Consider the following 25,723-nt stretch of genomic DNA (forward strand, 5'->3'; position numbering starts at 1 on the left):
TCAACCTCTTATCATAGTTTTTATATCTTCGTTGGAAAAAACGAAGTCGTAAATATTTCTAAAATTCTCTTTTATTGTTTTAAAATCGGCGACATTAAAGCCCCATGTCGCAAGCTTTTGCGATAAATAACTTTCGAAGCTGGAGTTTTGAACTTTAAAATCCGGATTGAGGAAAAATTCCAAATCTATCCCCCACTCTTTGGCGTAATAAAGCGCGCCAAGTTGAGTGGTAAAAAGATTATAGGCTCTATGCGTTTGCACATTCACCACTTCCAAATCTTTGCCTTTAAATTCGGTTATATCTTTCATTGAAGAGCCTCCTTCAATGCCTTTGCCTTTTCCGATAAAGCGGCCATAGCTGCGGCAAAATCGGGCGCTGTAATGTCTCCGCCGCCGTTCTTGGGCAATACTCCGCTGGAAACTATACCGGACAATTCTCTTAGCAAGTCTAAAATTTCTTTTAAGCTTTCTATCGGCACGGCAAAATATACCTTCTTCTCGCCGTTTAAGAACATAAACCCTTTGCTGGCGGCCTGACCTTGCGAGGCTATTTCCACGCCGTCTACAACCTTACCGTTTACATAAACAATTCCGCTTTTACAATCGGCATTAAAAATATTACAGCGATCCATATTCCTCCCCATATATCTCGCAAATCTTAAAACTTTCGTCAAAAATACCGCTAAAACTTAATAATTTCTTGCCCTTTATTATCCCGCCCGCCTGCGGCAATCCTCTCAGGTTTAAACTTCCGCTCCAAGAACGGTAACTTTTGAGCTCCGTTTTTATATCTTCGGAGAATGCGAGCTTTTTGCCTCCCAAATCAAAAACAAAACCGTTTGCTTTAAACAAATCTCCGTAATCGGCGCAAATACTGGCTTTGGCGGTCAAATTGCCAAAGGGCTGATTTTTAAAAGAAAAAGGCTCCAACGAGGATAATTCCTCAAAAGTAAAATAATCCTGCTTAGGGCAAAGCTCTACGCCAAACGCGGCACGGAAACGGAACAAATCCGCCGTAGAAGAAGTGTAAAATTTATAATAGCCGTGATCGCAGTTAATTTTCATAACGACCTATCCAAATATCCCCTTTAGAATCCAAAGCCGCGAGCCTATCCCCTTTTATTATCGGATTAACGCCGTTAAGGCCGGGGCAAAACAAATATCCTTCCCAAATCAGCAAATAAGCCTTTTGCGCCTTTATAAAACGGATTTCTTTCTTCCCGTATTTTCCCAAATCATATACGGCCGCATAGTCGGGCGTGAGGGTTTCTTCCAAAAATTTTACGTTTAACAATTTAAAAAATTTCCACATTATAAAGAAGCCTCCCTCTGCACCACTTTCGGGAAATAAATATCCACACCAGCCCCTCCTTGCTCGGCGGGTATCAAGGTAACTTTTTTCAATTCTTCGCCGTCTGCGCCTATCGCGTCATACGGATTTTGAGAGGAATACGGCAACGGGGTAACCGAATCCTTATCCGTTTTTTCTTTTTCTTCGTCGGGCTTTATTTCCAAAGTTATGGAAAGTTTAATCAAATTCGTGCCGCTTTCCGGCCTTTTGTCGTAGCCGAGAAGTTTCGCGTCAAAAATAAGGATATCTTTGTGAAAATAGGCCACTTTATAGTTGTTCTGCCCTATCACGTTTACCGCAATCATTTTAAGCAAGGGCAGTATTTTGCTCAAAGCGGGCGAATCTTCCCGCGCCGCCAAATCCAATATGACGGTTTGGCTAATCCCTTTTTGCACAATTTCAAGCCCGTTTTCCTTATCTATATCCGCCAAACTCTCCGTAGCTATTTGCAAACTTTCGCTTTCGCTCTCCACGGATATTTGCGTCAAGTCTTCGTCAAGATATATGGGTATTGGCGGCAAGAAGTCTCTTTTCCCGTCTTTCTCCGTGGATATTGTGTAAAAAAGCAGTACCGGATATAAGCTGTTAAGCATTATTTGCCCCCTCCGCCGTAACGTTCCTTTTGGGTATTTTCTTTCCAAGCGGCAAGGCCTTTAGGCGCCTTTTGCGGATTACCCGTGTTGATAATATCTCTTTGCACAGAAGGCGTTTTCGCAAAAGATATCCCTATTTTCCCCGCGATCAACTTTACGATATCTGCCGTTTCGGATACGACCCAGCATGCGTTTTGAAGTATCGGCCCCAAAGTCTCTACGAAATATTTTACGCCTTTGGCCAATAATGGCATAATCGGCAAAACGTATTGCAAAATTGCGTTTTTAAGCTCTTCCATGCTGTTGCTCATTTGCGCCAAATCCTTATATTGTTTTAAGAGAAGGTTTTCTCTGTTGAGACGTTGCTTCTCCATATCGTTTTGATTGTAAATTGCGGCGGGCGTAATAACCTTGTCCTTATTTATCAAATCCCGCAAATTAAGCCTTTGACGCAAAACGTCCTGTAAATCGCCTTTTGAATCAAGCCCCAAAATAGCCTTTTGCAAATCGGCGATATTTAAGCCGTCCAGCACTCTTTTTAAAGGTTCGTCAAAGCCGTCATTAAGCAAAGCGGCCATACGGCCCGTTACCCTTTGCCCGAAGATCTCACTCGCCATTCGAGTACGTTCCGCGCCCGGCCCCATTTGTTTTAGCGCGGAAACGACTTTATACAAAGCTACCGCCATATCGCTTTCATTGGCGTAATTTTTAAGCAAATCGTTATCTCCCGTTTTTGCCTGTCCGATAAGCTCCATAACCCTATTGCCCATCAGATTAAATTGCGCCTCGTCCACGCCCTTTGCGGCCGCCGCGCTTTGCAAAGCGGCATACAACCCTACGGAAGTATTCATTGCGTCGGCTTGGTCTTTAATGTTGCCGCTTTTGGCCAATATGGCGTCCAAAGCGGTGTTAATTTCTTGCAAGGGATTTAATATCTGCGAAATAATACCGGCCGCCGTCGCCGCGAAAGCGCCGAATTTAAGCATTTTCCCCGCTTTCTGCAAGCCCTGCCCAAACCTTTTGGCGATTTTTGTAAAACGTCCGTTTAAATCCTTTTCCATTTTCTGCATGGAAGAAGTATCGCCCTGAAACTTAATTAACGCCAAATAAGAACCCTGTGCCATATACCGCCCTGTAAACGGCGAAATTTATCGCCTCTTCCAAAGTAAATCCGTTTTTCAAACGGTAAGCCTCCGCCATAATGTCTACGCTATGGGGAGGGAGTTTTTTTTTAATTCCTCGCTTACGCTTTTAAGTTTAATATCGCTGATTTTAAGGCAGACCGCGGTTATTATATCCACAATTTCCGCAGGTTTTAAACCGGCGGCGTTGGCCGCGCCGTAGGCAAGGCCGTTAGGGTCTTGGGCAAAGGCCAAAAGGTCCAGCATTTCGTCCTCGCCAAGTTTGCAAAGGCCTACGGCGTAACGAATCGTCTTTTCCTTATCTTCCCTTTTTAAATCGTCAAACCAGCGATAGAACTCCTCCTCGCTTTTTGCGGCGTGCGCAGGCGTACAATGCACGCCGAAAAGCAAAGCGTTAAACGCACATAAAGCGTGGACCGATTTCAAACCCGTTAAAGGAAGCAGTTTAATCGTCATTATCCTCTCCGTTCTCCACCGCGAAGCTTTCAAACACAAGGGTAAGATTCATTTCTTCCGCGCCGTCGGTCATCGTCAGCTGTTCAGGTTCTTGGGTCAAAACGGCGTCCTTAAATACCCTGTTATTGCCCGTTTTACGGTCAATACAGTAAACTTCCACTCTGTCTTCTTCGGCATATATCTTGCGAAATACGGGAAAGAAATCTTTCCTCAGCCCCACTAGAGATACACTTATTCTTTTCGGGGTGTTTAAACTTTCGCTGTATATAAGGCCTTTTTTGCTTACCCCCGTTCTGCCGCGCACAAGATGTTTACTTTCGGTATCCTCTATCGTTACGCCGTCCACATATTCCGTGAAATCGTATTTTACTTCGTTATAAATGATTCCAAAGTCACACTTCCTTAACTGTAATAACATTTAATTTGCCTCCTGAGTCAAATTGCCCTGCAAGCGCCATAAGGCCTTAGGTTCCGCTATGGCGATATTACCCGTCGCTAGGAAATTATCCCCGCTTAAAACCACGCTTATCTTGGCGCTTTCCACAAGCCCGGTATTAACGTAATTGTCGTCCAATTCCTTTTGAAGGCATTTTTCCAACAATTTCGCGTTCACCAAGGTATAATCCGGATTATTCGTCCTTATCCAATTTAAGGCCTTGCCTTGCTGGCGGGTGCGGATTTCCTCGGTAATGTAGGGCGCGGTTATGGCCTGTTTGCCGGCCGCAAAAAAGGCCAGGCAGTTGGCGTATTCCGGCGAAGTTAAAACGAAGCTTACTCTATCTTCAAAGAGGCTTTCCGCAGTTCCGATATCTTTCACTCCGTCGGACAGCGGCATATCTATATATTGGCAATTACTCCATTTCGCGCCGCCCAACAAAGCGCCGAAGGCAAAAGCGGCGTTCTTGCCGCCATTATCTTTATTTGCGAAAAACCCGCATTGATTTTTTACGGCCGAAAATTTCTTGGCTTGCTCCCTGTCGCTAAAAGCACGGGCCAATACGCCGTCAAAAGAGCCGAAGTTTTTCCCCGCCCAATCTTCGTCGTCAAACTCCGAACCTGCAAATATGGTAAAGAATCTGTAATCAGCCTTATCCAAAATATCCGCTATATCCAGTGTTTGCGTGGGCAAAACATATACATAACTTTTACCCCCTTTTATCATTTGAGCCGCCTCTTGATTATTGGTCAAGGCGGATATCTCGGCCTCGCTGATACAGCGGGTTATTTGGGCTGGTGTATCTTCGCTCAAAGGTTTGACCACGGCCAAAATATTGCGGATATAGGAAGTATCCGGGCTTGCGGACGGAGTATGCACATTTATTTTAAATACATATTGCAACAGAGTGTCTCTCATTGTTTTATCGCTCCTTTTATATAATTAAAAATCCACTTAATACCCGTTATAAACCCCTTAACGGGATAATATTCGTTGGCGTAAAAATACATAAAATCAATTGTTTGGGTTTTTATCTCCCATCCGGGCAGATTCTCGCTCTGCCATTCCGTTTTACCGAAATGGAATCTCTTCTCCAAAGCATTGGGCGCGTCTTCCAATTTTTTATGGAAAAATCCAAAAGGATTACCGGCAAGCGGCCCCGCAATCCCTATCCTCCCTCTTACCGTGGCAAACTCCGCGCCGCGGCGCACCGTCGTCTTTGCCGAAGAAATTTCGACATAAAGAATATTTTGCTCCAGTGCGTTTTCAATCCGCTGGAATACTATTTTCTTTGTTTTAAAAATCGCTTTAAGGTCGCGTTCCAAGGCCTTTTTAAACATTTTTCTTCGCAAGCCTCGTTTCTAAATTTTCAAACAGCGTGCCGGTATTTATGAGCAAACGGTTAAAACCTTTTACGGCCTGCGTCTGGGGGCTGTTATCGCCGTATTCGCCTCTCAAGATTGGTTTTCTCACTACGGCCTGCGCCGCGTTAAGAAAGCGCTGTTTATCCGCGCTTGTTTTATTCATATCCGCAATCATTTCCCTTACCGTCAGAGCCACTTCCATATTATCTCGTTTAGCCCAAGGTCCAAGCAGTATATTGTATATTGCGTCCAATTTTTCCAAAACCGCCCTTAAGGGTACGGGACTGTCCTTCCCTTTTTTATTTGCGACTCCGCCGTGAAAAGGCTTTTGCTCTTTTCTCGCGAATTTGGCAGGAATATCCGCAAGCACGCCGACTTCAAGGGTATAGCCTTCAAGTTTTTTGTTGATTTCGTCCTTGATTTTTAACATTTCCACGCTAAACATCAGTCTAAAGGCCCCCCTATAAAAATATTGCTAAACCCCTCTCTCTGCTTTTGGCTCAAATCGGCCTTGCTAAGCCCGCGGGCGGCAAAATAAGCGTGTAAGTTCTCAATATCCGTTCCTTGCCCCCCGCGCGCATAAAGTACCGAGAAAAGAGCCCGATACTTATCCTTATCCGTAGTTCCGCCGTTAAGCGTAAGCGCGGCCTCGCACCACTCGTTTGCGGTAAGGTAAGGCGCGCTTATCGCTCCCAAAATATTATCGAGCTCTTCTCTCATGGCGTATCCTAAGCTATATTTACCGGTTGGGCTATTATGCCGCCTTTTTCTTTTACGTCGACCATAGCGGTTCCGTAAATATAGTTAACCCACACTTCATTGTTTCTCTGATCTTCGCCGCTTGCCTCAACCTGCGGCAAGAGCGTGTATTGCAGCTTCACGATATCGGGGCAAATTACTACGATACCGTTGCTGTTTGCGGCCAAGTTGGAAGGCACGTCCAAAAAGCCAATCCCGCTACTTAGTGAATCGCGCAGTATTTTGCCGTAAGTCGTGCCGTTGCTCAAGGTTTTAAGCAAATACTTTTTTAAATCTTTGCCATAAAACGCCAAGTTAAACTTGGAAGAGGAAGAAGTATTCTCCACCTGCGTTTTTAAATCGCTAACCAAAGAAACAAGGGCGTCCACACCGTTATTGCCGTTTATAGTCGCAGGCAAAGACGCGGCCGTATTTAAAATATGGTTCGGGTCGTTAGAAATCAAAACGCCGTTATTGTCCACGCCGTTCCATATTTCCAAATCCAGCTGTTTGTGAAAGGCCTTGATAATTTTGTTGTTAATAGTGGGCAAAGCGGAATTTGCCTGCCTTATATTCTCGGCGTATTGGACGCCTTTAAAAAACTTCGCGTAATATTTGGAGTAGGCTCCGCTTTTTACGTGGGCGCGCTCCGTATCTTGGGCATTCATCGCTTTGGCCACGATTTCGTCGTCTCCGCGGATCGTGGTAAACTTAACATTCTCTATTTTTGCCGCATTAAGCTCGCCTTGAAAAACGGTATAAAACGGCGCATAATCCAAAATTACGCTTTGCATTAACTGTTCTCTTGTGGGAACAGCCGAAATATTATCGCTTGACATTGTTTTTAGCTCCTTTAAACTTTAATAATTTGCGAAGCCCTTTTTTTATTTTAGGGGCTTTGACGGTCTCGCTTTCGCTGTTTGCCGCCGGCAAGGTCATATTCTCGCAAACGTCGTTCTGACGCTCCTTATTGGCTTTTTTGCCCATAGTCTTACAGTCCGCCCGGGAAGTCTATCGCCGCGGCAAAAGAATTTTCGCCTTTGCTGTTAAGGCAAGTTTCCTTTTCCGAGGCGAAAACAGCATTAACCGCGATATTATCCGTCTCTTGGGTTTGGGCCTTCTCGGTGAACTTACCTTGCGCGTCCACGTATACGGCCGCACCTTTCTGCGGTTGGGCGTCTTCGGCCAAGAGGACATATACCTCAAGCCCGCATCTTACGAAAGACTGTCTTTTGTGTTCGGCCACAGCCGCAACTCCCACCACTATATCCGCGGCGGAAGATACGGCCTTTATCGAGCCGTCGCTATGCTTGCAAACCGCCAAACCTTCGGCAACCGGTGTACCGTTGTAAGGGGCGGCATTATCAATTACGTCGCTTTTGCCTCTGGTGTAAGGCGTAGCTAATCTTTTACTCATTTTTTATTCTCCTTGTTTCGCGCCGAGGTAATGGCTTTTTAAAGCAAAAACCCGGTCATTGTATTGTTTGCGGGAGTCATCTCCCTCTTCAAATGGTTTGGCGCCGCCGTTGGCGCGTTTGGCCGCCTCTATCTGTGCGGACATTTTCTTTTGATTTACCGTCAAGGTAAGGCAATCCCAATATTTTACGGACTGCTTTTCCTTCTCATCGTCGGCGAGGGCTTTATAGGTCATAATTCTGCCTTTTAATTCCTCGGGAGCGGCGTCTATATTCTCCTGCAGACTGAAGAAATAATCCATAAGCCCCTTCTTGACCGCGGAGGCCTTCTTCTCTTCGTCCGAAAAAGGTTTGGAATCCAACTCTTTAAATAAACCTTTGGACAATTCCCCTATATATTGGCCGTTTTCTTCCACGAATTTCCCGGCGGACAAATTAAAGCGTATAGCCTCCTGCATTCTGTTTACGGCGGCCTCTTTAGCGGCTTTATCCTGCAAATCTTTACGGACTTTATCCACATCGCTGGGGACGGGTGCGGGCTCCGCGCCGCCTTTTTTAAGGGCCGCTATTTCCGCTTTTAATGCGGCAATTTGTTCGGCGACATCATTATTAGGTGCGGGGCTTCCTCCTCCGCCCGGTGCGGGATCTCCGTCCTTATCCATCAGAACCCTGTCCTGCCATATCCTTAAAAGTCTTTTCATTTTCTGCTCCTTATTGATTTAATTTAAAATCCGTTGAAATTTCATTGTTTTTTAGCTATACTATCTATATCAGACCTAGGTTACGGCAGAGGCCTCTGTCCGTAACGACACCGGGAAAGCCAAAGTGCCGAATATTCCTGTGGGTCTGATTTTTTATTGCTTAATAAAAAATGTTTTATTTATAAGCATTTTTTGTTTGCGGGAAATACCTGTTACATATTTATATGTTTTCTTATTGATTTTCTTGACAAACAGTAATCTATCTCCCGCTCTTTTCTTTTCCAATACAACATTGTCAAAATACTTTGTTATATGCGGAATTATCGCTATATCTTCAGCAGTAACAGCTTTTTGCTTTCTTGCCGATTCAATTTCCGCAGATCCGTGATGCAAATATGCGTGCCTAATTCCTTCCACCCTCAACTGCTCGGAATATCCTTTCAAATCAAGTCCGGTTTGGCGTTTAATCCTATGCCACCTTTTTCCAGAAATTTTCCCAAATATAAAATCTGTTGAGCGGTCTTCCAGCCTTTGCCCTGCTACAGCCATATTAAACATTTGACGAGTACGTTCTATAACCTTGGCAGATGTATTAAGCAAAATTAAATCTTCCGCTTCATTTAAAAACTCAATGCCGCACTGGCAGCCGTAACGCTCGCCTGGCATATTGCCCTGCTTGTCGCCCTCGCCGACGCGGAAAATCTTACCGTAAAGCAGTTGGTGTTCCGGATCGGGGTTTTCGGCACTGCTGGGAAGCCATCTGTAAAACTCCCCTTTATGAATGGCTTTAAGGTTTTGTATCTCGTCGTAAATTACGGCCTGCTCTATTCTTTGCCTTAAAAGATTTTCGCCGTTTAAAGCCTGCTCAAAAGCCTGAGCCTTACCCCAATCCCCCGATAGCAAATCTTTATATTTGGCCTTATATTGTAAAAGAACATCATAAACCGTCTTATCTATGGGCCTGCCTGTAGCAAACCTTGCGCGGTTTATCGCGCTTATCGCGCCTTTTTGCAGGGTAAAGTTTTTAGACACAAGGCCCTGCGTGTAAAAACTCTTGGGCATTACCTGCTTTAAAAATCTGTCGGGATAAAACTTCTCGCCCATAGCTTACCCCATAATTTCTTTTATCAGCTTATCCTTGTATTCTTTGGGGAACAAATCTTCTCCCACCGCTTCCAAAACAGGCAACAGATTTGCAATTTCGGCAAATTTTCGCCAACGGGAAGTCTTGAAAATCAAATGTGTTCCCAAAAGGCTGTCGCAGACAGGCTTAAAAATGGAATTAAAATAATATCTTAACCCCCGCTCAACGGCCTCGGCGTCGCCTTCGCCGGTATTGTTAAGGCCAGACGTCAAAATACCCGAAATATAGGCTTTAGGCAAACCGCTTACCATAGACATCAATCCAAACAAAACGTCAAGCGCGACTTCCATGGGCTCGCTGTCGAATTTGGGTAAATCCACCACATCGGAAGCGTCCAACAATGCCCCTTTCCCCTCTTTAAGGCCTTTCTCTATCGCCTTAGCCTGTTTAATCGCGTCCTCGGCATTTTGGTTTGATACCGAATCTCTCAGCCCAGCTATTCTTAAAAGCACGCTTTGGCTGATTTTAAGGCCGGTATTTGCGTTTACCAGAAGGCTCTCCACCAATGAAGCGAGTACCAAAAGAATCGTCGCCTTTTTAAAATTTGAGAAAGAAATCTTCACGCCCTTTTTCCCGGCGGGATTATCGTCAATTTCCCGCTCCTCGCTCTTATTGGCCACGCGTACGAAACCGCCGTCGTACACCAAATAAAGCGAACCCGTGCGGTTTAACATGCCGTTGGCAAGCAAAGTAATCAGCCCCTGCCTGGCCGAGGTAGAAACAACGCTGTCCCACAATGCTTTTTGTTTTTCTTCCGGGAAATCACCCGCCAAACTAAAACAATCAGTCAAAATCTTGTGGAAAAATTGAAAAACAAAAACGGACGTAAACTCCGCGTCTTTCCCGCCGTAAACAAGCGGGAACGCCAATGATACGGAATAATCCGTTGCCGTTCTGTTCTGCTGAAAATTAAAAATTCCCTTTATGTTCATCTGTTATTTTTCCTATATACATCATTAAATTTGCCAACGCGTCAGGCGCGTCGTCGTGTTCCGCATTATATTCATATTCAAGCACCATATCGTTAAAAGCCTTTTGCGCGTTTTGAAAAGCAGGCCTCTTTAAAAGCGGCGGCAAAGTATTGCACAATCTGATATTATCCCTATACATAGCCGCGTTCATAATGCGCGCATGCTTATTATTGGTACTTTTCCACCCTTTAACATTGGCGCCCATTTGCCTTAAAACCATAACCGGGTGTTTGCCTACCCCGTTCGTTTCAAAAGCAAATTTCACGCAATTAAAGGCTTTCATAACCTCTACAATATCGTCTAAGCAGTCGTCCCAAGCCTTCTGCCATGCGAATCCGACAAAAATCAACTGATCAAAATTAGCCGCGCACATTGCAAAAGCGGTATAATCGTTGCCTTCGTGGCTGGGATCAATAAAGCCGGCGCAAGTCCCTTTCGGGAAAAAATCCGCAAATTGCACTTTCGCAAAAGGTATCCTGTCCATATCCTCTATTTTTAAAAAGTACGAAGCCTGAATACTCCTTTCGCTTACCCCCGCGGCCCGCTGTGCTTCCAAGTCTGTGTCGAGTTCCGCGATTGAGCCGTACGGCACTTCCATTTTTCTAACACCCTGTTGTCTGCGAAATTTAGCGTAAACATCTTTGCTGTGGACAGGCTGCCCAAGTAAAGTTATATTCGGCGTCAGTTTAAAAAGTTCGTCTACAACCTTGTCCACTCGCACTCTTTCGGCTCTACTGTCGTCGTCGGGGGTTATTATGTCGTCGCAGAGGATAAATTTAGGATGTTTCCCCCTAAACCCTTTTGACCTTACAGGTAAAGCCGTCAAATTAGCGTCCTTACCGATAAGCCCCGCCACCCGCACCTGTTTGCTTGATTTCCGTGCCAAAATAATACCGTTTGCCTCCAAAACATTCGCCACCTCAAGGCATATATCCGCGCCTCGGCTTTTTTCCTTAGTGACCAATAGGCAGGTAAAAAGCGGATCTAGATATATCGCATAAGCCACGCCGCAAATACTTATATAATCCGTCTTACCGTAACCGCGAGATCCCAAAATCATATTCGCCCCGCCTTGCAAAGCGAAATCTTTCATTTCAATTTGCTTCGGATAGGGTTTTGGATAGCAGGCATTTAGGCAAAATTGAACGAAATCAACTTTGCCCGCCGCACTATCCGGGCTTTTCTCTTCACGCTCGGGGATATAACTGCCCGGCTTACTCATAATGTCAAAGAACTTAAAAGCCAGTTTGGCCTGTTCCAGCGTCAACTTGTCCGTCTTGGAACTTAAAAGTGTTTTCTTCAGCCTAAAAACCAAGGCTTTGGTCCCGATCATTTTAGTACCGTCGGCCAAAGTTATTTCCTCGGCAAACTCCTCGGCTATATTGTCGAGCAAACGGTTACGGTCGTGCCACTTTCTAAGGCCCTCGCTTTTTGCCTGCGGGCTGGGCTGATTTACGGCGCTGAATCTATGCTCTTTCGGAGGGATAATCCCGCCCTTGCCCGCCTTTACACTCTTATTGGCACTTTTCTTTTTGCGGGGCATTTACGCCCCCTTTACCCGTTCGGCCGTCTTACCCGTAAACTTTTCCCAACGCGTTAAAATTACGTCGCAATAGTGCGGATCAATCTCCGCCGCGCGGCACCTTCTAAGCAATTGCTCGCACGCAATTAAAGTGGATCCGCTTCCGCCGAACAAATCCAAAACTATATCGCCTTTTTTGGAACTGTTTTCAATAAAGTGCGCCAATAGCTTTATCGGCTTCATAGTCGGGTGTAAATCGTTTTTAAGAGGTTTATCCACGCGTATAATATCTGGGGTTAAAAAGGCCATTAAATCTTTTATCGCAGAGCGCAGTTCCTCCTCATTCATAAAATCAAAATCTTCAATGGCATTTGCCTTATTGCGCCCGCCGTTCCACGTCCCTATGCTTTTCCCCTTGCAGCCAAAGAGGCAAGGCTCATATATGTTTTGGTATTTCGCCCCGCCCAAAACAAATTGATTTTTAAGCCAAATAAGCTGTTGTTTAAAGCTCAGCCCGGAACGCTCCAAAGCCGTGATAAATACGCCTTTGCCCAGTTCCTTATAGAAAACGTAAAAAGAGCCCTTTTCTTTTAAAGCGGCAAAAATGTTTTGGTAAATTTTCGCTAAAAAGGCTTCAAATTCTTTAGCCGGCAAATGGTCGTTTTTAATTTTTTGAGTTCTGCGAGGTTCGCTGTTACCCGCGCCCTGATAGTTCATGTTATAAGGCGGGTCCGTAAGCACCAAATCCGCGCCTAAACCGCCCATTAAGAGGTTAATTGCGCTACGTTCGGTACTGTCCGCGCAAATTAAGAGATGTTCGCCCAAACGCCATATATCCCCTTCCTTAACGCGCGGAGTGATTTCTTCTTCTTCGGGCAAATCAACTTCCACGATTTCGGCAGGCTTATCGCCGTCCAAAATAATATCGCTTAAATATATGCTTTTGTCCGAAACGGCATAATCGGTTAAATCCGCCGCGGTTAAATCATACTCCGCCAGTAAAGCCGAAAGCTGTTCCATATCGGTGGTGCCGTCGCTTTGATTGTCGGCCAAAGCTATTTTGGTAATTATTTTATTGTCAGTTAAATCGGGGAACAGAATAATATCGGCCGTTTCAAAACCAAGCTCCCTATACACTTTCAAACGCTGGTTCCCGCCGATAATTTGGTAAGTGCCGTCCTCTTTGCCGGCAATGGCTAAAAGGGGTTTAAAAACTCCAAGCTCTTTTATTTTATTTTTAAGACGGGCAAACGCCTCCGGCGAAATATCGCGGAAGTTTTTATCCCACAGATTAAGATTTTTAAGCGGAATATTTTTTAAAAATTCAGTTTTTATACCCATTAAAAAGTGCTAAGCACCCGGGTTTAGGCAATAAAAAAGCCGCCCCGAAAGTGATGGAACACTAACAGGAACAGCTATATCTAAAGATATTTTTACTAATTTTTACCAAAAAAGCAAGGATATAATGCTTTTAATCCAATCCCAAATAATACCGGATATACAAGATTTAACAATATGCCTTAAGAATCGGCGTAGTATTCCTCTATATTTAATAGATTTTTTCTTTCTTTTCTTTTTGCCGGCTTTCATTTTTTAAAGTCCTAAAAAAATCAGCCACAAAAAAAGAGTGTACGAACAGCTTTGCGGCTACCTATACACTCTGTTATTAGTCTATTTTTAATTTTTCAAAAAGTCAAGGGCAAAAATAATATAAACAAATATAAAAAAATAGGACTGGGAAAATTGTGAAATCAAATTAACTCCAGTCCTAAATACAGAAGGAAATAATTAAAGAGATGCTATTTTTCAATAGAATCATTAGAATCATCTTTTAAGTAATCATCAAACTTGGATAAAACATTTAAAACATGTTGATCACCTAACTTCTTAATTCCCTGTAAAAATTCTTTTATATTTTTTTCCTTAAATAGAAGAATTAATCTATCGATACGACTATCTTTGCCAGAAACAGGAGTTTTCTCTATAATGGTTTTCAAGACAGAAGAATGCAAGGTAAAAGAGTCTTTAATAACTTCATCCCAATCCTTAACGATAATAGCTTGTGGTGATTTATTTTTAATCCCTGCTACATTATGTCCAATTAGAATACCTTTTATCTCGCGAGTAGGATATTTTTCAGTAAGCAAATCTATATATACAGATAATTGCGTATAGTTTTCTTGAATAAGATCCTCGTTAGGATGTTTCAGTTCAACAACAAGAATATCATTCTCACTTTCGCTGTAGAAGATAAAATCGGGTTTAAGAGAATCATTGTCTGTAGAAGCAGCAACATTGTAACGTTGCTTATATGCTGTTAAAGCAAAAGTTTTAATGGCCTTGTTTGCCTGATATTTATCATAAGTTGGGTGTAAAATCCAGGGATAACTTTCTAATAATCGCTGTAAATCTTGTTCCTTGTATTTATTACACATCTGTTGCAGTAATGCTAGGGCATATATTTTCTGAGCGACAACCATAGCCACCGTCATAGAACAGAATACAGCTTTTTCTTGTAAACTCTTCATTAGCTGAACGAATTTATCTGCAAACAAAGTATCGGAGTTTAATAATTCTTTCCAAGTATCAAGTAAATTTCTCCACGCTGGTTCGTTTATCCAAGAAGATAGTGCAAGCTCTTGAATTTCCTCTTTTTTTTCTTCTGGAATCGAAGCTGTCACTTTTGCAATGATACTAGCTACATCTCCTTCTTCTTGTGCAGATAACTGAGGGATCAACTTGCCAGCAGAACGGGCTTTAGTTAATTCTGCTACAAAATTATCTCTATCGATTTTCTCTCTATATTCTTGAAACTTATTAACAGCAGATTTAACCATCTCTGTTCCCCAATTATACAAGCTAGTCAAAGCAGGATTTTCCCAGTCCAAGCTAGTCCTATCAGTCGAGATAAGATCAGGTTTTATTAAATCTAACCAATCTGCTTGAATAACGCCAAACATATATCTAGTAAAAATCTCTCGGCCCTTCACATTAAATGCAAAGAATCTATCTTGTGCAATTTTTTGATTAGTATAAATGCCAATTCCAGCCTGCTCTGTTGACCATTCCGGCTTCATCTTAAAACCAATATAATATTTAATTTTGTTGCCATCATCAAAGGTATGTTCCGTATAACCATTCTCAGGAATTCTAAAATCAAAAATTAATGGAGAATAAATGTCCACATCATTGAAAAATAAAGTGAGATGATCAGTTTCATTTTTATCAAAAATACCACAAAAGCGTTTAATTAATGAATCGGAAATTTGTTTTTCTGACAGATCTTTTTTTGTAGATAAATTTGACATAATCAATAATGAACCAGTTTTATGTTCAGAAGAATATAATCGAGTGTAAAATTTATTCACTGCATCTACATATGCATAGTCCTTAGGTAAAACAGAATTTAAATCTTTAGATAATGGTTGCTTATATATAATTAATTCTGGCTGATAATCAACTTTCCCTTCTTTCATTTTAGATTCAATAGAAGCCAAGTCAATGCTAACCATATTCACCAACTTATCTTTAATAGTAAGAAGAGTTAATTTTTTGGCTATGCCAAACACAGCTAACTTTCCGATCCCTTTCTTTGCCATAATCGGACGTTTCTTGCCGTTTGTTCTCTTGGTCAAATCAGTCAAATCTCGTGTGGTTTTACCTATATGCAGATATGTATCTCGGATATCTTCATAAGACATACCACGCCCATCATCTGAAAATGTAATAAGGGCAGGGGAAGTGGTAACCCAAATATTTTCTGCATCAGCATCCCAGCTATTAGAGACCAGCTCTGCGAATACATTAGTAGGACGATTCTGGTATAGTTTTACCCCTAAATGCTCTATGATGTTATGTTCAAAAACCAAATGCAAATCATTTTTTGCCATAATTATTCTCCTGATAGTATTTTACTACTTGCTCCCCAAGTTGCTTAGCCAATAAACAAGGGAACGCATTTCCTATTTGGAGACAAACTTTTTCTAAATTATTTACTTCAAATTTATAATATTTGGGAAAAGTCTGAATGGTTGCAGCTTCTCTAACAGAAAGAGCTCGGTCTTGATCTGGATGTCCAAAGCGACCCATACTAAGCGTAATACATCCCCGCGTAATGGTAACAGAAGGCTCATCCCATTTAAGACGGCCATAAACATTTCCAAATCCGCTGTTAGAATATTTATGACAAGATGGACGCAAAGCTTTTGGAATAGCATAGCGGGAGGCTCCGGGCGTTAAAGAGCGTAATCGTTTTAAATTAATATCAGATAAATCACGTGCAACATTCCAATTAACAGAAGCATAGTTGCGCCCTTTTAAATCAGACACAAATGCAGGCTTTGGCATATTTCCAATCGCGTCCTTTAAAGAAATCCATTTTTTAAATGTACCGTTAGGATTTTCAGCATATTCAGGCTTAGGAATTGGAATTTTAAAATTTTTACCGGCCAACATTACCAAACGTTTTCGCTTTTGAGGAACACCAAAATCCGCTACTTGAAGCACTTTAAAATCAGGGATATATTTCAGATCTTCAATTCCTTCTATAAATCGCCGGAATAAATAATTTCCCCGCTTAGCTAAACCGGGGACATTCTCCAACATAATCATTTTAGGTTTTAATTCTTGCACTAACCGTAAGAACTCTAAAATTAATAGATTTCTTGGGTCTTCTTTTTTATTTTTAAAAGTTAAACTTGAAAACCCTTGACATGGGGGGCACCCTGCTAATAAATCTATTTCTTTTATACCTAAAGTATCTAAAATAGCTTTACCTGACAAGGACTTGATATCTTGTTGAAATAAGTGCGTGGCAGGATGATTTGCTTTATAAGTATTGGCTGCGTCTTTATCAAATTCAACGCCACCAATAATTTCTATGCCTGCAGCTTTTAGCCCGGTAGTTAATCCGCCGGCTCCGCAAAATAAATCAATAGCTACAATTTTTTTAGGTAACATATCAGTCATAATGCCCTCATTTTTATCATATCAAATTATTAATTTTGTTTAAAATCTATCCAAGTTTCTTTAAAATGGCTTAAACCTTCTTCCCTCTCAGTATAAAAATCCCTTGAGCGCGGGCACGGGCACGGATCAAAGTCAAAAGCAAATTCTTGATTCAGCTTCTTAAATTCTTCCGGCGGGGTAAGCCAATATCTCTTTTTCATTTGAAATCCACCTTGTAGAATTTAACGTCATTACATGGGCCGAAGAACTCCCTTTCCGCCTCAGGCAGCTGCCAGCCCTCCACAACGGTTACTCTCGTAAGGGTGAGCACCGTTTCAACGTGGCTATATCCGCGCCGGAAGATTATACGGTCTCCCGCTCTGGCGTCTTTAAGCTGACGCGTCCAAAAGGGCTTTACGCGCCGATATTCGCTCGTTTTCTGCCCGGAAGCCACCAAGTCAAACCATTTGCGCGTCAGAAAAAATACAATCGTTTTCATACTAGTTGCCTTTCCACCCGAAAAATTTACAAACCTCACAATCTATATTTACAGAATACTCGGTTAGACACCCGCATACTGGACATTCATTCCCGTAATTCACAACTCCTCCAAAAACATAGAACAAAAGTCATACTTAACGCCGTTCATCGCCGTTTAGACGTTCTAATTTTACATTGGCGTTCTAGCTATTGTTCTAATAAATTATTTTGTTAATCCGAGTTCGGCGGATTTAATTTTAAAATCTTGCCCGGAATGCAAAGTCTTAGCTTTTAAATGTTTCGTGCGGAAGTCCTCGGACAGGTTTTCGACGAATAAGTCCATAACGCCGGAAATGCGGCTGGGAATCCTGTCGTTGTTTAAAAGCAATGCCAACTCTTTAATCGAATAATTGCACGGAATTATTAACCCCGTCTTCTTTAACCAAAGCCATTGATTTAATAACTCCGTCAAAGTATCGGTTCCGCTTTTAGATAATTCTTCGGATCCTAAATCATCAAGGATCAGGACATCTTTCCGCAATAGTTTTTGGATAAAATCCTTAGAATTACTCTTTCTTGCCTCTATCGCCTTAGAATTAAAATCTGATATTGGTAAGAAAAGCATATCAATAAACTTCCCTGCTGCGGCGCAGTCTTGCTTATATTTATAACCGGCGGCCCAAGCTAATCGGCTTTTCCCGTTCCCGGGGGTGCCGTAAATGAATAGATTAAATGGTTTTTTGCTGAATTTAAGAGCGGATTCAAAGGCGGCAGCATTTTTGAAATCAACGTTGTAATTTTCAAAAGTCCAATCTTTAAACTCAGGCTTATATCCCATAGCCATTAACGCCCTACGCTGCTCCTGTTCTTCTTCCTCTTTTTGAATTTTTTGCCAATCGATTTCTCTATTTTCCATACTTTAAGCCTCGTATTTTTCCAAAGGGCTTGGCAAAGCGTTGCCTTTGTTAAAATGTTGAACGCGTTTAGCGTCCAAATCCGCATAATCGATAAGAAAGCGATCGTCATTCAACCATGCGGCCGCCCCCTTGGCATAGCCTCGAGCTACTTCATTACTTCGGGCGTAGTCTTTAGATTTCTCTATAATTTGATCCGGAGAGGTGCCTGTGCGCTTCACGGCGGCGATAAAAGCCGATCGGGCTTTATCTTTGTTCCCTATTCTTTGTTTGGGGAAAACCGTCCAAAATTGATCAAAAGCAATTTCTATGGCGCTTTGTTTTTCTACCGAATCGGCTTTCTTTTGTATTTCTTTTATTTCTGTTTCTGTATCTGTTTCTGTTTCTGTATGCCGTTTAGGTATGCCGTCGGCAGATAAAACGGCGGTGCCGCCGTCTGAAAGTCTGCGTTTCTCATTTGTTTTTTTAGCTCCCAAACGCCCCGCTTTTTTCTTTTGTTTAAGCGAGAAAACACTCTCATTTTTCCAGCCCATTAGCATTTCGTAAAAGGCTTCTTCCGATTCTGTTTTAGCTATATAATCGGTATAGTTTTCAAAGGCCTGTTCACAAATGCCTATAAGGGCGGAACCGATTTGCTCTGCTGTCAGTTTACGGCTTTTGGCCAGCAAATCGGCCGTGTATATCTTGATGTAAGGAATTTTCATGCTCATTCGCCCCTAATTCCATTGATTATATCTGCGGCTTGCTGTGCGGAGTATACTATGTAATAATCAAAACCCATAGCCTTTACCCGCGCCGCCCAAGCCGCCTGTGCGGGGCTTTGTTTACCCGCAGGGCTTACACATACGGGATTGCCTTTCTTGCCCATAGTATATTCCTTAGGCTTTTTTACCTCAAAAAATACCGTTCTACCGCCGTTTAATAAAACCACCAAATCCGCAACGCCGGGGCAGTATCCCTCTCTTTTCAACTTAGCGAAATATGCTGCGGGATTCTTCTGCCGGAATTTCTGCTCATTCGCCACCTTGAAAAAGGTAACCCCCAATGCACGCAAGGTATTGCAGATCTGCGTTTGCACTGTATATTCGCTCGTCATTTTGTAACCTCTTTAACGCTAAACAATTCTCCCTGCGCCCTCTCGCTACCGGAGATAAAACGCTCGCAAAAGCCAATTATGCCGACTATATCTTTAGCTAAATAAGCGTCCATAACGGTAACGCTGTTTTCATTTCGGTAAGGCGGGATATACGGCGTGTTTAAGCATAGCGGCGCATTGGAATTTTCCAAACTCTTTACCGCGCTTATTACGATCCCAAAGTTTGCAAAATCTTCAGCGGCTGGGTTTTCCTCTTTCAAAGTAAGCCCCGTTATCGTCATACCCTCGCCATATTTTTCGTCTAAATCCAAAACCTCCAAAAGGTAAGGTTTAAACTCTTGCAAGGCGTTTAAAAATTCCGAACTTTGTTTGTCAAAGCTTTTGTACACAGTCGTTTTACTATTTGTCCGATCCGAATCGCTCGTATAGTGGATTTCGGTTTCGTTCCCTTTGATTTTCAGCTTAGTTATTTGCATATTGAACCACCTTATAAATCTTAAATTCGCCGACTTTTACTCGGCCCATTTTGGTTGGGGTGCTTGTTTTGAAAAACGGGCTCCACCCTTTTGAATTGATTTTTTTATTACGCTTCATTTTTCTTTCCCGGAGTAAGAATTTGACGCAGGCACCATTCTATGGTTTGCGCCTGTTGTTTTTGATAAAAGAGTTTGGATTCTTTAGATATTTTCATATATTCTCCTATACGCGGGGACGGGGAGATGATTCCGCCCCCGCGGCGACGTTAAAAGGGAACGTCGCTGTTTTTGGATTGTTCGGATTCTCCACTAGGCGGGACCCTCGAATCTATTTCCGCCAAACATGCTTTGTAAGTAAGCGCGGCGATTAAGGCCAAATCGCTTTTATTAAAAAAAGAAGTTTGCTGCCATTCGCCGTTTACGTCTTTGTAAGATTTTTGGAACGAAAAACTAAAATAAGGTTTCCCGTCCGCAGTCTGATTTGCCCATACGGCACATTCAATAGCGCCGAGTTTATAACTTTTACAAGGTTTTGCCATTTCTTTCTCCTATTTCAAAAAATAAGTTTTATCGGGTTCGGGAATCTCTATACCCTGTTCCCCGCACCAGCGAAGCACTTTTTCCAAAAACTCCGCCATTTCGTCTTTGCTTGCACCGCTTTTACTGCGCGGCAGTTTTATCAACCTTCCGGCGATTTCCTCTTCCCGATAAAAGAACAAATCGTTAAAAAAGGTGTTTAATTGCGCCAAGCTGTACTCGTTACCGTCTTCTCTAAAGAACCGCCTAACCCTCGGCAATATAACGCCGTGATAGTAGCCGAGTTGCTCCATACTCTTACTTGCTCGGCTTTTTACTTCGCAGGTAACGAATCTGCCCTTATTTACCGCTTTCATAATCGTTAAGCAAAGCGGGGCAAGTTCTTTTTGGCAGGATATGTCAAATACTATCGACATTTAAACCACCTCCCGTATCTTTATCCCCAAAGAACGTGCGAAAGCTCTTAATTGGGCGAATTGGCTCGGAGTAGCGGTTATTGAACATTGGAAAATCACACTCTTTTCCGTTTGCGGGAAATCATTAAAAAGCTGAACTTCCTGCGGATTTTCCACTGCCCCCAAAGCGGCCTCTTGCTTTTCTTTTTCGGAGATTAACAAGGTTTGTTTTGCCAAAGTCTGTGTAACAGACATTGTTTCTGAATATGTGTGCAGACATTCCGTGCGAAACTCCGGTTTGATAATTTGCTCAAGCTGCCCTATATCCGCCTGCGTTTTTTCCATTTTTTCGTTCATTTCGTTTAGCGCGCGAGCAAGACGGTAAGAGGACAACAACCATTTCTCCCCGGCGATAAAACGCTCGAACGAAATAACTTCGCCCATTTTGTTGATCTTCTCGAAATGTTTTTTTAATTCCTCAGTCCGCTTTTGCAAAGAGCGCGCTTCCGATTCTTTAATCTGTTTATCTATCAGAAATATCGGTTTATCTAAAACGGATAAAATATCTTTTATTTGCGCCTCAAACGTAGTATAAGGAACTAACCATTGCTTCTTTACCTCTTTACGCTTTTCGTCTATTTCAAGGCGCAGACGACGCAGATCGGCCCTGTCGGCCTTGGCAAAAGCTATTTCATCTTCGCCATATATGGCGTTATCGTATTTAGCGGATATTCTCTCGCAATATCCTTTTATTTCGGCCAAATTGGCCGTAATTGGCGACAGCGGCGCCAGCGCGACTTTAAATTCCATCATTTTAATCCCTCCTGCTCACGTTTGTGATAGTAATCCCGCAGAGCCGAGAGTTGGGCTTGAGATAGATGTTTCTTCCACTCAACGCACACGGCCTGCAATTCAATTAGACTTTTTGCTTGATCAGCCTCGTGATAAAACTCCTTAGGCAGCTGCGGAAGGCTTTCCTCCGCCGTAGTAGAATCGGCGTCATTATCTTCGCCTTTTGTGGGAATGCAAAAGACTTGGATAAAGGCATATTTATATGCGGCCGACATAGCTTTGTTTGTGGACTTATCGGCGCTGTCCATAGCCTCGCCGTAAGTGGTAATTATATGCTCGGAATTGTCTTCCGTGCATATAAGGTGGTATGAAACTTTTATTGCAGTATAAATAAGACCGTTTCCGCTTTTAGTCGTTCGTTCCGTTTGCTTCCATTCAATGACTTCGGGCAGAATCACGATCTTATTCTTTACGAGGATTGGGCTTACGACATTGTACATATCGTCTATCCCTCGGAAGTTATATCCCTGCTGGGCATTCCGTCTATCCTTAGATATGCCCACTTTGACCAAATCGGACATTGTATCCAAAATGGCCTTATATATCTTTTTTTCCATTTTCATCTCCTTTATTTAATCGTGCGGGACATTACGCCGCCCCGCTCGCGTCCGTAAAGCATATTTATATCCGCCCGTGCCCTCGGGCTCTACTTTTTAGCAATCTTGCGGGCTTTCGGCCGCCCGCCGGCCTTTCTTCGTTTAAGGAGGGTTTTAATGAAGAAATCCAAAAACAAAACCAAACAGTATTAACCCTTTTACGGCGAAACTTAATGTCAGCGCCATAATCAAAAAATCCAATATATTTTCTAAACTATCGCTGATAGCTTTTAACATCGTACCCCTCCTTAAAGGCCCACTTAAAAGCAAGCCTTACATTCACCGTCGCGCCAAAAGGCGTGACAAATAGAAAACTTACAGCTTTTCCCATATATAATCGCCCCACGCCTCTTCAAAGGCGCGCAAATCGCATTTCAGCGGCTTGCCTTCGGCGGCAACTTCCATAACTTCTAATTCGCCGGCCTCTGCCGGCGCCCAAGTATCGGGGTGCCCGCTTTTATTCTCGGCAGTCGGCGGGGTGTAATAACCCGACACTTCAAGAGTCAGGCCGCCTATATCAAGCTCTATATCGTATGGCCTCATATTCCCCCCTAAATTACCTTTGCCGAGACTTTTAAATTTTCCATATCGGAACGCTTAAAAAAGTACTTCCTCGCTCCGGGGTAAGGCTTTACGGCCGGCACCCTGCCCAGCTTGGCCAAATAACGCAACCATTGTGGTGTAAACCCCACCAATTGCGCCGCTTCCTTCGTCGATAAATATTCGTTAATCATTTTTAACCTTCTTTAATTACTTTAATTTGGTAAAATAAAACCGTATAGGCCTTTCCTCTCTTAAGTTGGGCCTATACGGACTTAGATATAGCTGCGGTTTCCTTGTTGGATTCCACTTTAGCCTGTTAGCGGCAGGCTAAAAATTTTAAAACTATTTGCTATTTGCTATATCTAAGCCGCACATTGCGGATTTAAGCTTAACCCGGTTTAACCCGGGGTAAAATTTCACAAAGATTTACAGTGAAATCTGTAAAATCTTTTAGTTCGGACGGAAAGATAAATATTTGTTCTTTCCCTGCTATTTCACAAATCACGGTGGTTTGTTTTTTCTTGCCGTTGAAAATAGCCGAAACTATTTTTTGTCTTTGAAAGACCCCAAGGATTTTTCCTTGGCTTGCAAACAAAATAAACAAGGAGCCTCCTATGAAAACTGAACAAGATTTAATCAGCGTAGAATGCTTTGTTAAAAACACGCTGGATCAAATCCGTAAAGCGTTGGAGGGCCAGTATGTCAGCCAAGGGCATATCCAAGTATCCTTTGAACTGGGCATCGTGGCCACTCACTCCAAAACCGCTAAAACGGAAGGCGGTATTGGTTTAGGGGTTGCCTCTGTGCTTAAACTTGGCTCTTCCGGCCAAAGTGCACAGGATAAACAGCAAACGGAATATAACCGTATTTCGTTTACCGTTCCCTTAGAGTTGGACCAAAAAACAACAAGGGTAAAACCCGTGTTTGTTGGTGGTACTTTCTAACTTTCAAAGACCCGGTTAAAACCTTGGGTTACGCCTTTCTTATCTAAAGTTTAGATAAGTTTAGATTAAAAGTCAAGGGATATTTTATTTTCCCTATTTTGACGACGAGGAAAAAAGAAATGACAAAGTTTGAAAAGATGTTAGAAACTTGGAATAATGAGGCTTTACGCGGCGCAAAAGCAAAATTATCTAAAGAAATGAATGTGTCTGAAGTAACTGTTTCTAGATGGGCCAAAGGGGAATTAAAACCTGGACAAGCGGCTATTAAAAAAATGGCAAAAATCTTTAAAAAATCAGAGGAGGAAATAAGAGAAATTTTCAACGCAGAAAAAGAAAACCAAAACAATATAATAGATGGCAAAATAGAGCTTACATATATACCAGTTCGCGGGCTATCGTCGGCCAGCGGCGGGAAATTTATCCTCGAGGAAACCGAAACCTTTTTACCTTTCAAAAAAAGCGGCCCAAATCAATTTGCTATCAAAATTGTAGGCGATTGTATGGTAGATCCCGACGATCCGCGCAATAGCATATATGACGGCGACTATGTCATAGTTGATCCCGACGTGGAGGCCCGCAACGGCGATGTAATCGTCGCGCGATTAGACGGCGAATACAGCACCGTCAAACGTATGTACCGCCATGGCGAGGAAGTCCGCCTTGTTCCCGATAATCCCGAATATGCCCCGATAATTCGCACCGGCGCCACCTTTATCGTCGGCAAGGTTATAGACGTATACCGCCCTGTTCGCGCCAAGAAAGAAAGAAACAACTAGGATTAAATAATATAATATTAGTAATACAAAATAATTATAATCAAATATGGAGGTTTAAAATGGCTTTACCTGCAAGAGTAATTGAGAGATTTAATAAAGAGATTAAAAAATTCCAAAATGTTTTGCAAAACGCAAAAGATGCAGATCGGAACGAAAGCGATACTGTATCAATAATTACCGATATGCTGGCTGATATGTTTGGTTATGATAAATATATGGAAGTTACCAGCGAACTTGCCATTAGGGGTACTTTCTGCGATTTGGCGATAAAGTCGGACGGAAAAGTTCAGTACCTTATTGAATGTAAATCCGTAGGTACGGAACTAAAGGACAATCATTTGACCCAAGCCGCAAACTACGGCGCCAATTACGGGATACCGTGGATTGTGCTAACCAACGGAATAGAATGGCAAATTCATAAGATAAAATTCGAGCAACCAATCAGCCACGACTTAGTTTGCAAAATCAATATTTTGGAAATAAACCCCAAAAAAGAGGAAGACCAAGATAAACTTTTCCTTCTATGTAAAGAAGGATTATCAAAAGATACTCGCGAAGATTATTACGAAAAAAGGCAATGCCTAAACCGTATAGTAATAGGCGGCTTTATCTTAAGTGAACCGGTTATAAGCGTAATACGACGGGAAATACGCAAATTCGCCAACGGCTTAAAAGTAGATACCGAGGAAATAGAAAAAATTATTCGACAAGAAGTTCTTAAGCGTGATATTTTTGAAGGCGAAGAAGCTACAAAGATACAAAGCAAAATAAAACGCTTTTACAAAAAGCAAACAAAAAAACAGGAAGAAAACGCCTCCCCAGCCGCTTCGCCGAATAACTCCGAGGAGGAAAACATCCCATCTTCTTCTGACAATGATTCCACCCCAACCGGTAATTAGAGGATATTATGAAAAAACTTATAACAATCAGTTTGATTTTTCTTACCGGGTGTACCCTTCCTTTCGCTTTGTCAAAAGATAAAACTTACAAAGCCAAAGTAGAACAATATAGGAAAGAAGCCCCTTCGGGCTATTCCTTTTCGGTCAAGCAAGAATACCCTTACGAATTGGCCAAAATACCATATAAAGTAATACAAGTAATCGGTCCTAACGAAGTCTTGGCTTGCCGAATTAAGAAGTATATAACCTATCGTTGGGAATACGGCCAGTGCCGCGACGATAACTTTGAACATATAATATTTGAGGGCTCTTCCAAAAGACTGGTAGACAACGATTTATTTGGCGTTACATATTACAAAGAACTTCAGCCCTATTCTTACATTAACACTCTTGGTTCGACATCTACTGTAAGATCCTACTCCGTACGAGATTAGA

The 25,723-nt window shown here is 42.4% G+C and carries 40 protein-coding genes; 4 read left to right on the plus strand and 36 right to left on the minus strand.

Annotation, left to right across the window (positions count from 1 at the left end; all coding sequences use genetic code 11):
- From ACQY3M_RS00905 to ACQY3M_RS01080, 36 genes are all read right to left on the minus strand, one after another.
- The gene (locus ACQY3M_RS00905; RefSeq protein ID WP_428065333.1) at window positions 1-309 is read right to left on the minus strand and encodes a hypothetical protein; all 309 of its coding nucleotides are present in this window, start codon (window positions 307-309) and stop codon (window positions 1-3) included.
- Complete coding sequence (locus ACQY3M_RS00910; RefSeq protein WP_428065335.1) at window positions 306-632, minus strand: hypothetical protein; 327 nt, start codon at window positions 630-632, stop codon at window positions 306-308. Before ACQY3M_RS00910 ends, ACQY3M_RS00905 begins: the two co-directional genes overlap by 4 nt.
- Entirely contained in the window at window positions 619-1,065 is a 447-nt protein-coding gene (locus ACQY3M_RS00915; RefSeq protein ID WP_428065337.1) for a hypothetical protein, read from the minus strand. The genes ACQY3M_RS00910 and ACQY3M_RS00915 overlap by 14 nt, the downstream gene beginning before the upstream one ends.
- Complete coding sequence (locus ACQY3M_RS00920) at window positions 1,055-1,312, minus strand: hypothetical protein (protein ID WP_428065339.1); 258 nt, start codon at window positions 1,310-1,312, stop codon at window positions 1,055-1,057. Before ACQY3M_RS00920 ends, ACQY3M_RS00915 begins: the two co-directional genes overlap by 11 nt.
- Window positions 1,312-1,944, minus strand: a complete 633-nt coding sequence (locus tag ACQY3M_RS00925; protein ID WP_428065341.1) for a hypothetical protein — start codon at window positions 1,942-1,944, stop codon at window positions 1,312-1,314. Before ACQY3M_RS00925 ends, ACQY3M_RS00920 begins: the two co-directional genes overlap by 1 nt.
- Window positions 1,944-3,068, minus strand: a complete 1,125-nt coding sequence (locus ACQY3M_RS00930; protein ID WP_428065343.1) for a hypothetical protein — start codon at window positions 3,066-3,068, stop codon at window positions 1,944-1,946. Before ACQY3M_RS00930 ends, ACQY3M_RS00925 begins: the two co-directional genes overlap by 1 nt.
- An 81-nt stretch (window positions 3,069-3,149) precedes the next feature.
- On the minus strand, window positions 3,150-3,542 hold the full coding sequence (locus ACQY3M_RS00935) for a hypothetical protein (RefSeq protein ID WP_428065345.1): 393 nt from the start codon (window positions 3,540-3,542) through the stop codon (window positions 3,150-3,152).
- The gene (locus ACQY3M_RS00940; RefSeq protein ID WP_428065347.1) at window positions 3,532-3,960 is read right to left on the minus strand and encodes a hypothetical protein; all 429 of its coding nucleotides are present in this window, start codon (window positions 3,958-3,960) and stop codon (window positions 3,532-3,534) included. The genes ACQY3M_RS00935 and ACQY3M_RS00940 overlap by 11 nt, the downstream gene beginning before the upstream one ends.
- Entirely contained in the window at window positions 3,961-4,896 is a 936-nt protein-coding gene (locus ACQY3M_RS00945; protein WP_428065349.1) for a hypothetical protein, read from the minus strand.
- Entirely contained in the window at window positions 4,893-5,318 is a 426-nt protein-coding gene (locus ACQY3M_RS00950) for a hypothetical protein (RefSeq protein ID WP_428065351.1), read from the minus strand. The genes ACQY3M_RS00945 and ACQY3M_RS00950 overlap by 4 nt, the downstream gene beginning before the upstream one ends.
- Entirely contained in the window at window positions 5,311-5,787 is a 477-nt protein-coding gene (locus tag ACQY3M_RS00955; protein ID WP_428065353.1) for a hypothetical protein, read from the minus strand. The genes ACQY3M_RS00950 and ACQY3M_RS00955 overlap by 8 nt, the downstream gene beginning before the upstream one ends.
- A complete protein-coding gene (locus ACQY3M_RS00960) occupies window positions 5,787-6,062 on the minus strand; it encodes a hypothetical protein (protein ID WP_428065355.1) in 276 nt (91 codons plus the stop codon). The genes ACQY3M_RS00955 and ACQY3M_RS00960 overlap by 1 nt, the downstream gene beginning before the upstream one ends.
- A gap of 8 nt (window positions 6,063-6,070) precedes the next feature.
- Window positions 6,071-6,919, minus strand: a complete 849-nt coding sequence (locus ACQY3M_RS00965) for a hypothetical protein (RefSeq protein ID WP_428065357.1) — start codon at window positions 6,917-6,919, stop codon at window positions 6,071-6,073.
- Window positions 6,906-7,067, minus strand: coding sequence for a hypothetical protein (locus ACQY3M_RS00970; protein WP_428065359.1), 162 nt, complete (start codon window positions 7,065-7,067; stop codon window positions 6,906-6,908). Before ACQY3M_RS00970 ends, ACQY3M_RS00965 begins: the two co-directional genes overlap by 14 nt.
- A 4-nt stretch (window positions 7,068-7,071) precedes the next feature.
- On the minus strand, window positions 7,072-7,497 hold the full coding sequence (locus ACQY3M_RS00975) for a hypothetical protein (protein WP_428065360.1): 426 nt from the start codon (window positions 7,495-7,497) through the stop codon (window positions 7,072-7,074).
- 3 nt (window positions 7,498-7,500) lie between these two features.
- A complete protein-coding gene (locus ACQY3M_RS00980) occupies window positions 7,501-8,196 on the minus strand; it encodes a hypothetical protein (protein WP_428065362.1) in 696 nt (231 codons plus the stop codon).
- Window positions 8,197-8,349: 153 nt separating this feature from the next.
- Window positions 8,350-9,300 (minus strand): hypothetical protein, encoded by a 951-nt coding sequence (locus tag ACQY3M_RS00985; RefSeq protein ID WP_428065364.1) that lies wholly within the window; start codon window positions 9,298-9,300, stop codon window positions 8,350-8,352.
- 3 nt (window positions 9,301-9,303) lie between these two features.
- The gene (locus ACQY3M_RS00990; RefSeq protein WP_428065366.1) at window positions 9,304-10,272 is read right to left on the minus strand and encodes a hypothetical protein; all 969 of its coding nucleotides are present in this window, start codon (window positions 10,270-10,272) and stop codon (window positions 9,304-9,306) included.
- A complete protein-coding gene (locus ACQY3M_RS00995) occupies window positions 10,250-11,854 on the minus strand; it encodes a hypothetical protein (RefSeq protein WP_428065368.1) in 1,605 nt (534 codons plus the stop codon). Before ACQY3M_RS00995 ends, ACQY3M_RS00990 begins: the two co-directional genes overlap by 23 nt.
- The gene (locus ACQY3M_RS01000; RefSeq protein WP_428065370.1) at window positions 11,855-13,174 is read right to left on the minus strand and encodes a DNA methyltransferase; all 1,320 of its coding nucleotides are present in this window, start codon (window positions 13,172-13,174) and stop codon (window positions 11,855-11,857) included.
- A gap of 458 nt (window positions 13,175-13,632) precedes the next feature.
- Window positions 13,633-15,723: a Shedu anti-phage system protein SduA domain-containing protein gene (locus tag ACQY3M_RS01005; protein ID WP_428065372.1), complete on the minus strand. Its 2,091-nt coding sequence runs from the start codon at window positions 15,721-15,723 to the stop codon at window positions 13,633-13,635.
- Window positions 15,710-16,801 carry a DNA cytosine methyltransferase gene (locus ACQY3M_RS01010; RefSeq protein WP_428065374.1) on the minus strand — a complete coding sequence of 364 codons (1,092 nt, stop codon included), beginning with the start codon at window positions 16,799-16,801 and terminating at the stop codon, window positions 15,710-15,712. The genes ACQY3M_RS01005 and ACQY3M_RS01010 overlap by 14 nt, the downstream gene beginning before the upstream one ends.
- A 29-nt stretch (window positions 16,802-16,830) precedes the next feature.
- Window positions 16,831-17,001, minus strand: coding sequence for a DNA N-6-adenine-methyltransferase (locus ACQY3M_RS01015; protein ID WP_428065376.1), 171 nt, complete (start codon window positions 16,999-17,001; stop codon window positions 16,831-16,833).
- A complete protein-coding gene (locus ACQY3M_RS01020) occupies window positions 16,998-17,279 on the minus strand; it encodes an ASCH domain-containing protein (RefSeq protein WP_428065378.1) in 282 nt (93 codons plus the stop codon). Before ACQY3M_RS01020 ends, ACQY3M_RS01015 begins: the two co-directional genes overlap by 4 nt.
- 204 nt (window positions 17,280-17,483) lie before the next feature.
- Window positions 17,484-18,176, minus strand: coding sequence for an ATP-binding protein (locus ACQY3M_RS01025; protein ID WP_428065380.1), 693 nt, complete (start codon window positions 18,174-18,176; stop codon window positions 17,484-17,486).
- Between the two features lie 3 nt (window positions 18,177-18,179).
- Complete coding sequence (locus tag ACQY3M_RS01030) at window positions 18,180-18,884, minus strand: hypothetical protein (protein ID WP_428065382.1); 705 nt, start codon at window positions 18,882-18,884, stop codon at window positions 18,180-18,182.
- Window positions 18,881-19,270, minus strand: a complete 390-nt coding sequence (locus ACQY3M_RS01035) for a VRR-NUC domain-containing protein (protein WP_428065384.1) — start codon at window positions 19,268-19,270, stop codon at window positions 18,881-18,883. Before ACQY3M_RS01035 ends, ACQY3M_RS01030 begins: the two co-directional genes overlap by 4 nt.
- Entirely contained in the window at window positions 19,267-19,746 is a 480-nt protein-coding gene (locus tag ACQY3M_RS01040; protein WP_428065386.1) for a hypothetical protein, read from the minus strand. Before ACQY3M_RS01040 ends, ACQY3M_RS01035 begins: the two co-directional genes overlap by 4 nt.
- A 266-nt stretch (window positions 19,747-20,012) precedes the next feature.
- Window positions 20,013-20,285: a hypothetical protein gene (locus ACQY3M_RS01045; protein ID WP_428065388.1), complete on the minus strand. Its 273-nt coding sequence runs from the start codon at window positions 20,283-20,285 to the stop codon at window positions 20,013-20,015.
- Between the two features lie 9 nt (window positions 20,286-20,294).
- On the minus strand, window positions 20,295-20,699 hold the full coding sequence (locus ACQY3M_RS01050) for a hypothetical protein (RefSeq protein WP_428065390.1): 405 nt from the start codon (window positions 20,697-20,699) through the stop codon (window positions 20,295-20,297).
- Window positions 20,700-21,491: a DUF1351 domain-containing protein gene (locus ACQY3M_RS01055; RefSeq protein ID WP_428065392.1), complete on the minus strand. Its 792-nt coding sequence runs from the start codon at window positions 21,489-21,491 to the stop codon at window positions 20,700-20,702. It abuts the gene before it with no gap.
- On the minus strand, window positions 21,488-22,087 hold the full coding sequence (locus ACQY3M_RS01060) for an ERF family protein (RefSeq protein WP_428065394.1): 600 nt from the start codon (window positions 22,085-22,087) through the stop codon (window positions 21,488-21,490). The genes ACQY3M_RS01055 and ACQY3M_RS01060 overlap by 4 nt, the downstream gene beginning before the upstream one ends.
- Before the next feature lie 153 nt (window positions 22,088-22,240).
- Window positions 22,241-22,363, minus strand: a complete 123-nt coding sequence (locus ACQY3M_RS01065) for a hypothetical protein (RefSeq protein WP_428065396.1) — start codon at window positions 22,361-22,363, stop codon at window positions 22,241-22,243.
- Between the two features lie 78 nt (window positions 22,364-22,441).
- Window positions 22,442-22,669: a hypothetical protein gene (locus ACQY3M_RS01070; RefSeq protein ID WP_428065398.1), complete on the minus strand. Its 228-nt coding sequence runs from the start codon at window positions 22,667-22,669 to the stop codon at window positions 22,442-22,444.
- 8 nt (window positions 22,670-22,677) lie between these two features.
- A complete protein-coding gene (locus ACQY3M_RS01075; protein WP_428065400.1) occupies window positions 22,678-22,860 on the minus strand; it encodes a helix-turn-helix domain-containing protein in 183 nt (60 codons plus the stop codon).
- A 197-nt stretch (window positions 22,861-23,057) separates the two neighbouring features.
- A complete protein-coding gene (locus ACQY3M_RS01080; RefSeq protein ID WP_428065402.1) occupies window positions 23,058-23,273 on the minus strand; it encodes a hypothetical protein in 216 nt (71 codons plus the stop codon).
- Window positions 23,274-23,283: 10 nt separating this feature from the next.
- Here ACQY3M_RS01080 and ACQY3M_RS01085 point away from each other — a divergent pair, with 10 nt between their 5' ends.
- From ACQY3M_RS01085 to ACQY3M_RS01100, 4 genes are all read left to right on the plus strand, one after another.
- Window positions 23,284-23,613 (plus strand): hypothetical protein, encoded by a 330-nt coding sequence (locus tag ACQY3M_RS01085; protein WP_428065404.1) that lies wholly within the window; start codon window positions 23,284-23,286, stop codon window positions 23,611-23,613.
- A 119-nt stretch (window positions 23,614-23,732) separates the two neighbouring features.
- Window positions 23,733-24,389, plus strand: a complete 657-nt coding sequence (locus ACQY3M_RS01090; RefSeq protein WP_428065406.1) for a S24 family peptidase — start codon at window positions 23,733-23,735, stop codon at window positions 24,387-24,389.
- Window positions 24,390-24,448: 59 nt separating this feature from the next.
- Complete coding sequence (locus tag ACQY3M_RS01095) at window positions 24,449-25,288, plus strand: type I restriction enzyme HsdR N-terminal domain-containing protein (RefSeq protein WP_428065408.1); 840 nt, start codon at window positions 24,449-24,451, stop codon at window positions 25,286-25,288.
- Between the two features lie 8 nt (window positions 25,289-25,296).
- Window positions 25,297-25,722 carry a hypothetical protein gene (locus ACQY3M_RS01100; RefSeq protein ID WP_428065410.1) on the plus strand — a complete coding sequence of 142 codons (426 nt, stop codon included), beginning with the start codon at window positions 25,297-25,299 and terminating at the stop codon, window positions 25,720-25,722.
- Window position 25,723: the final 1 nt, after the last annotated feature.

Source organism: Candidatus Proelusimicrobium volucris (assembly GCF_959605025.1).
GTDB lineage: Bacteria > Elusimicrobiota > Elusimicrobia > Elusimicrobiales > Elusimicrobiaceae > Proelusimicrobium > Proelusimicrobium volucris.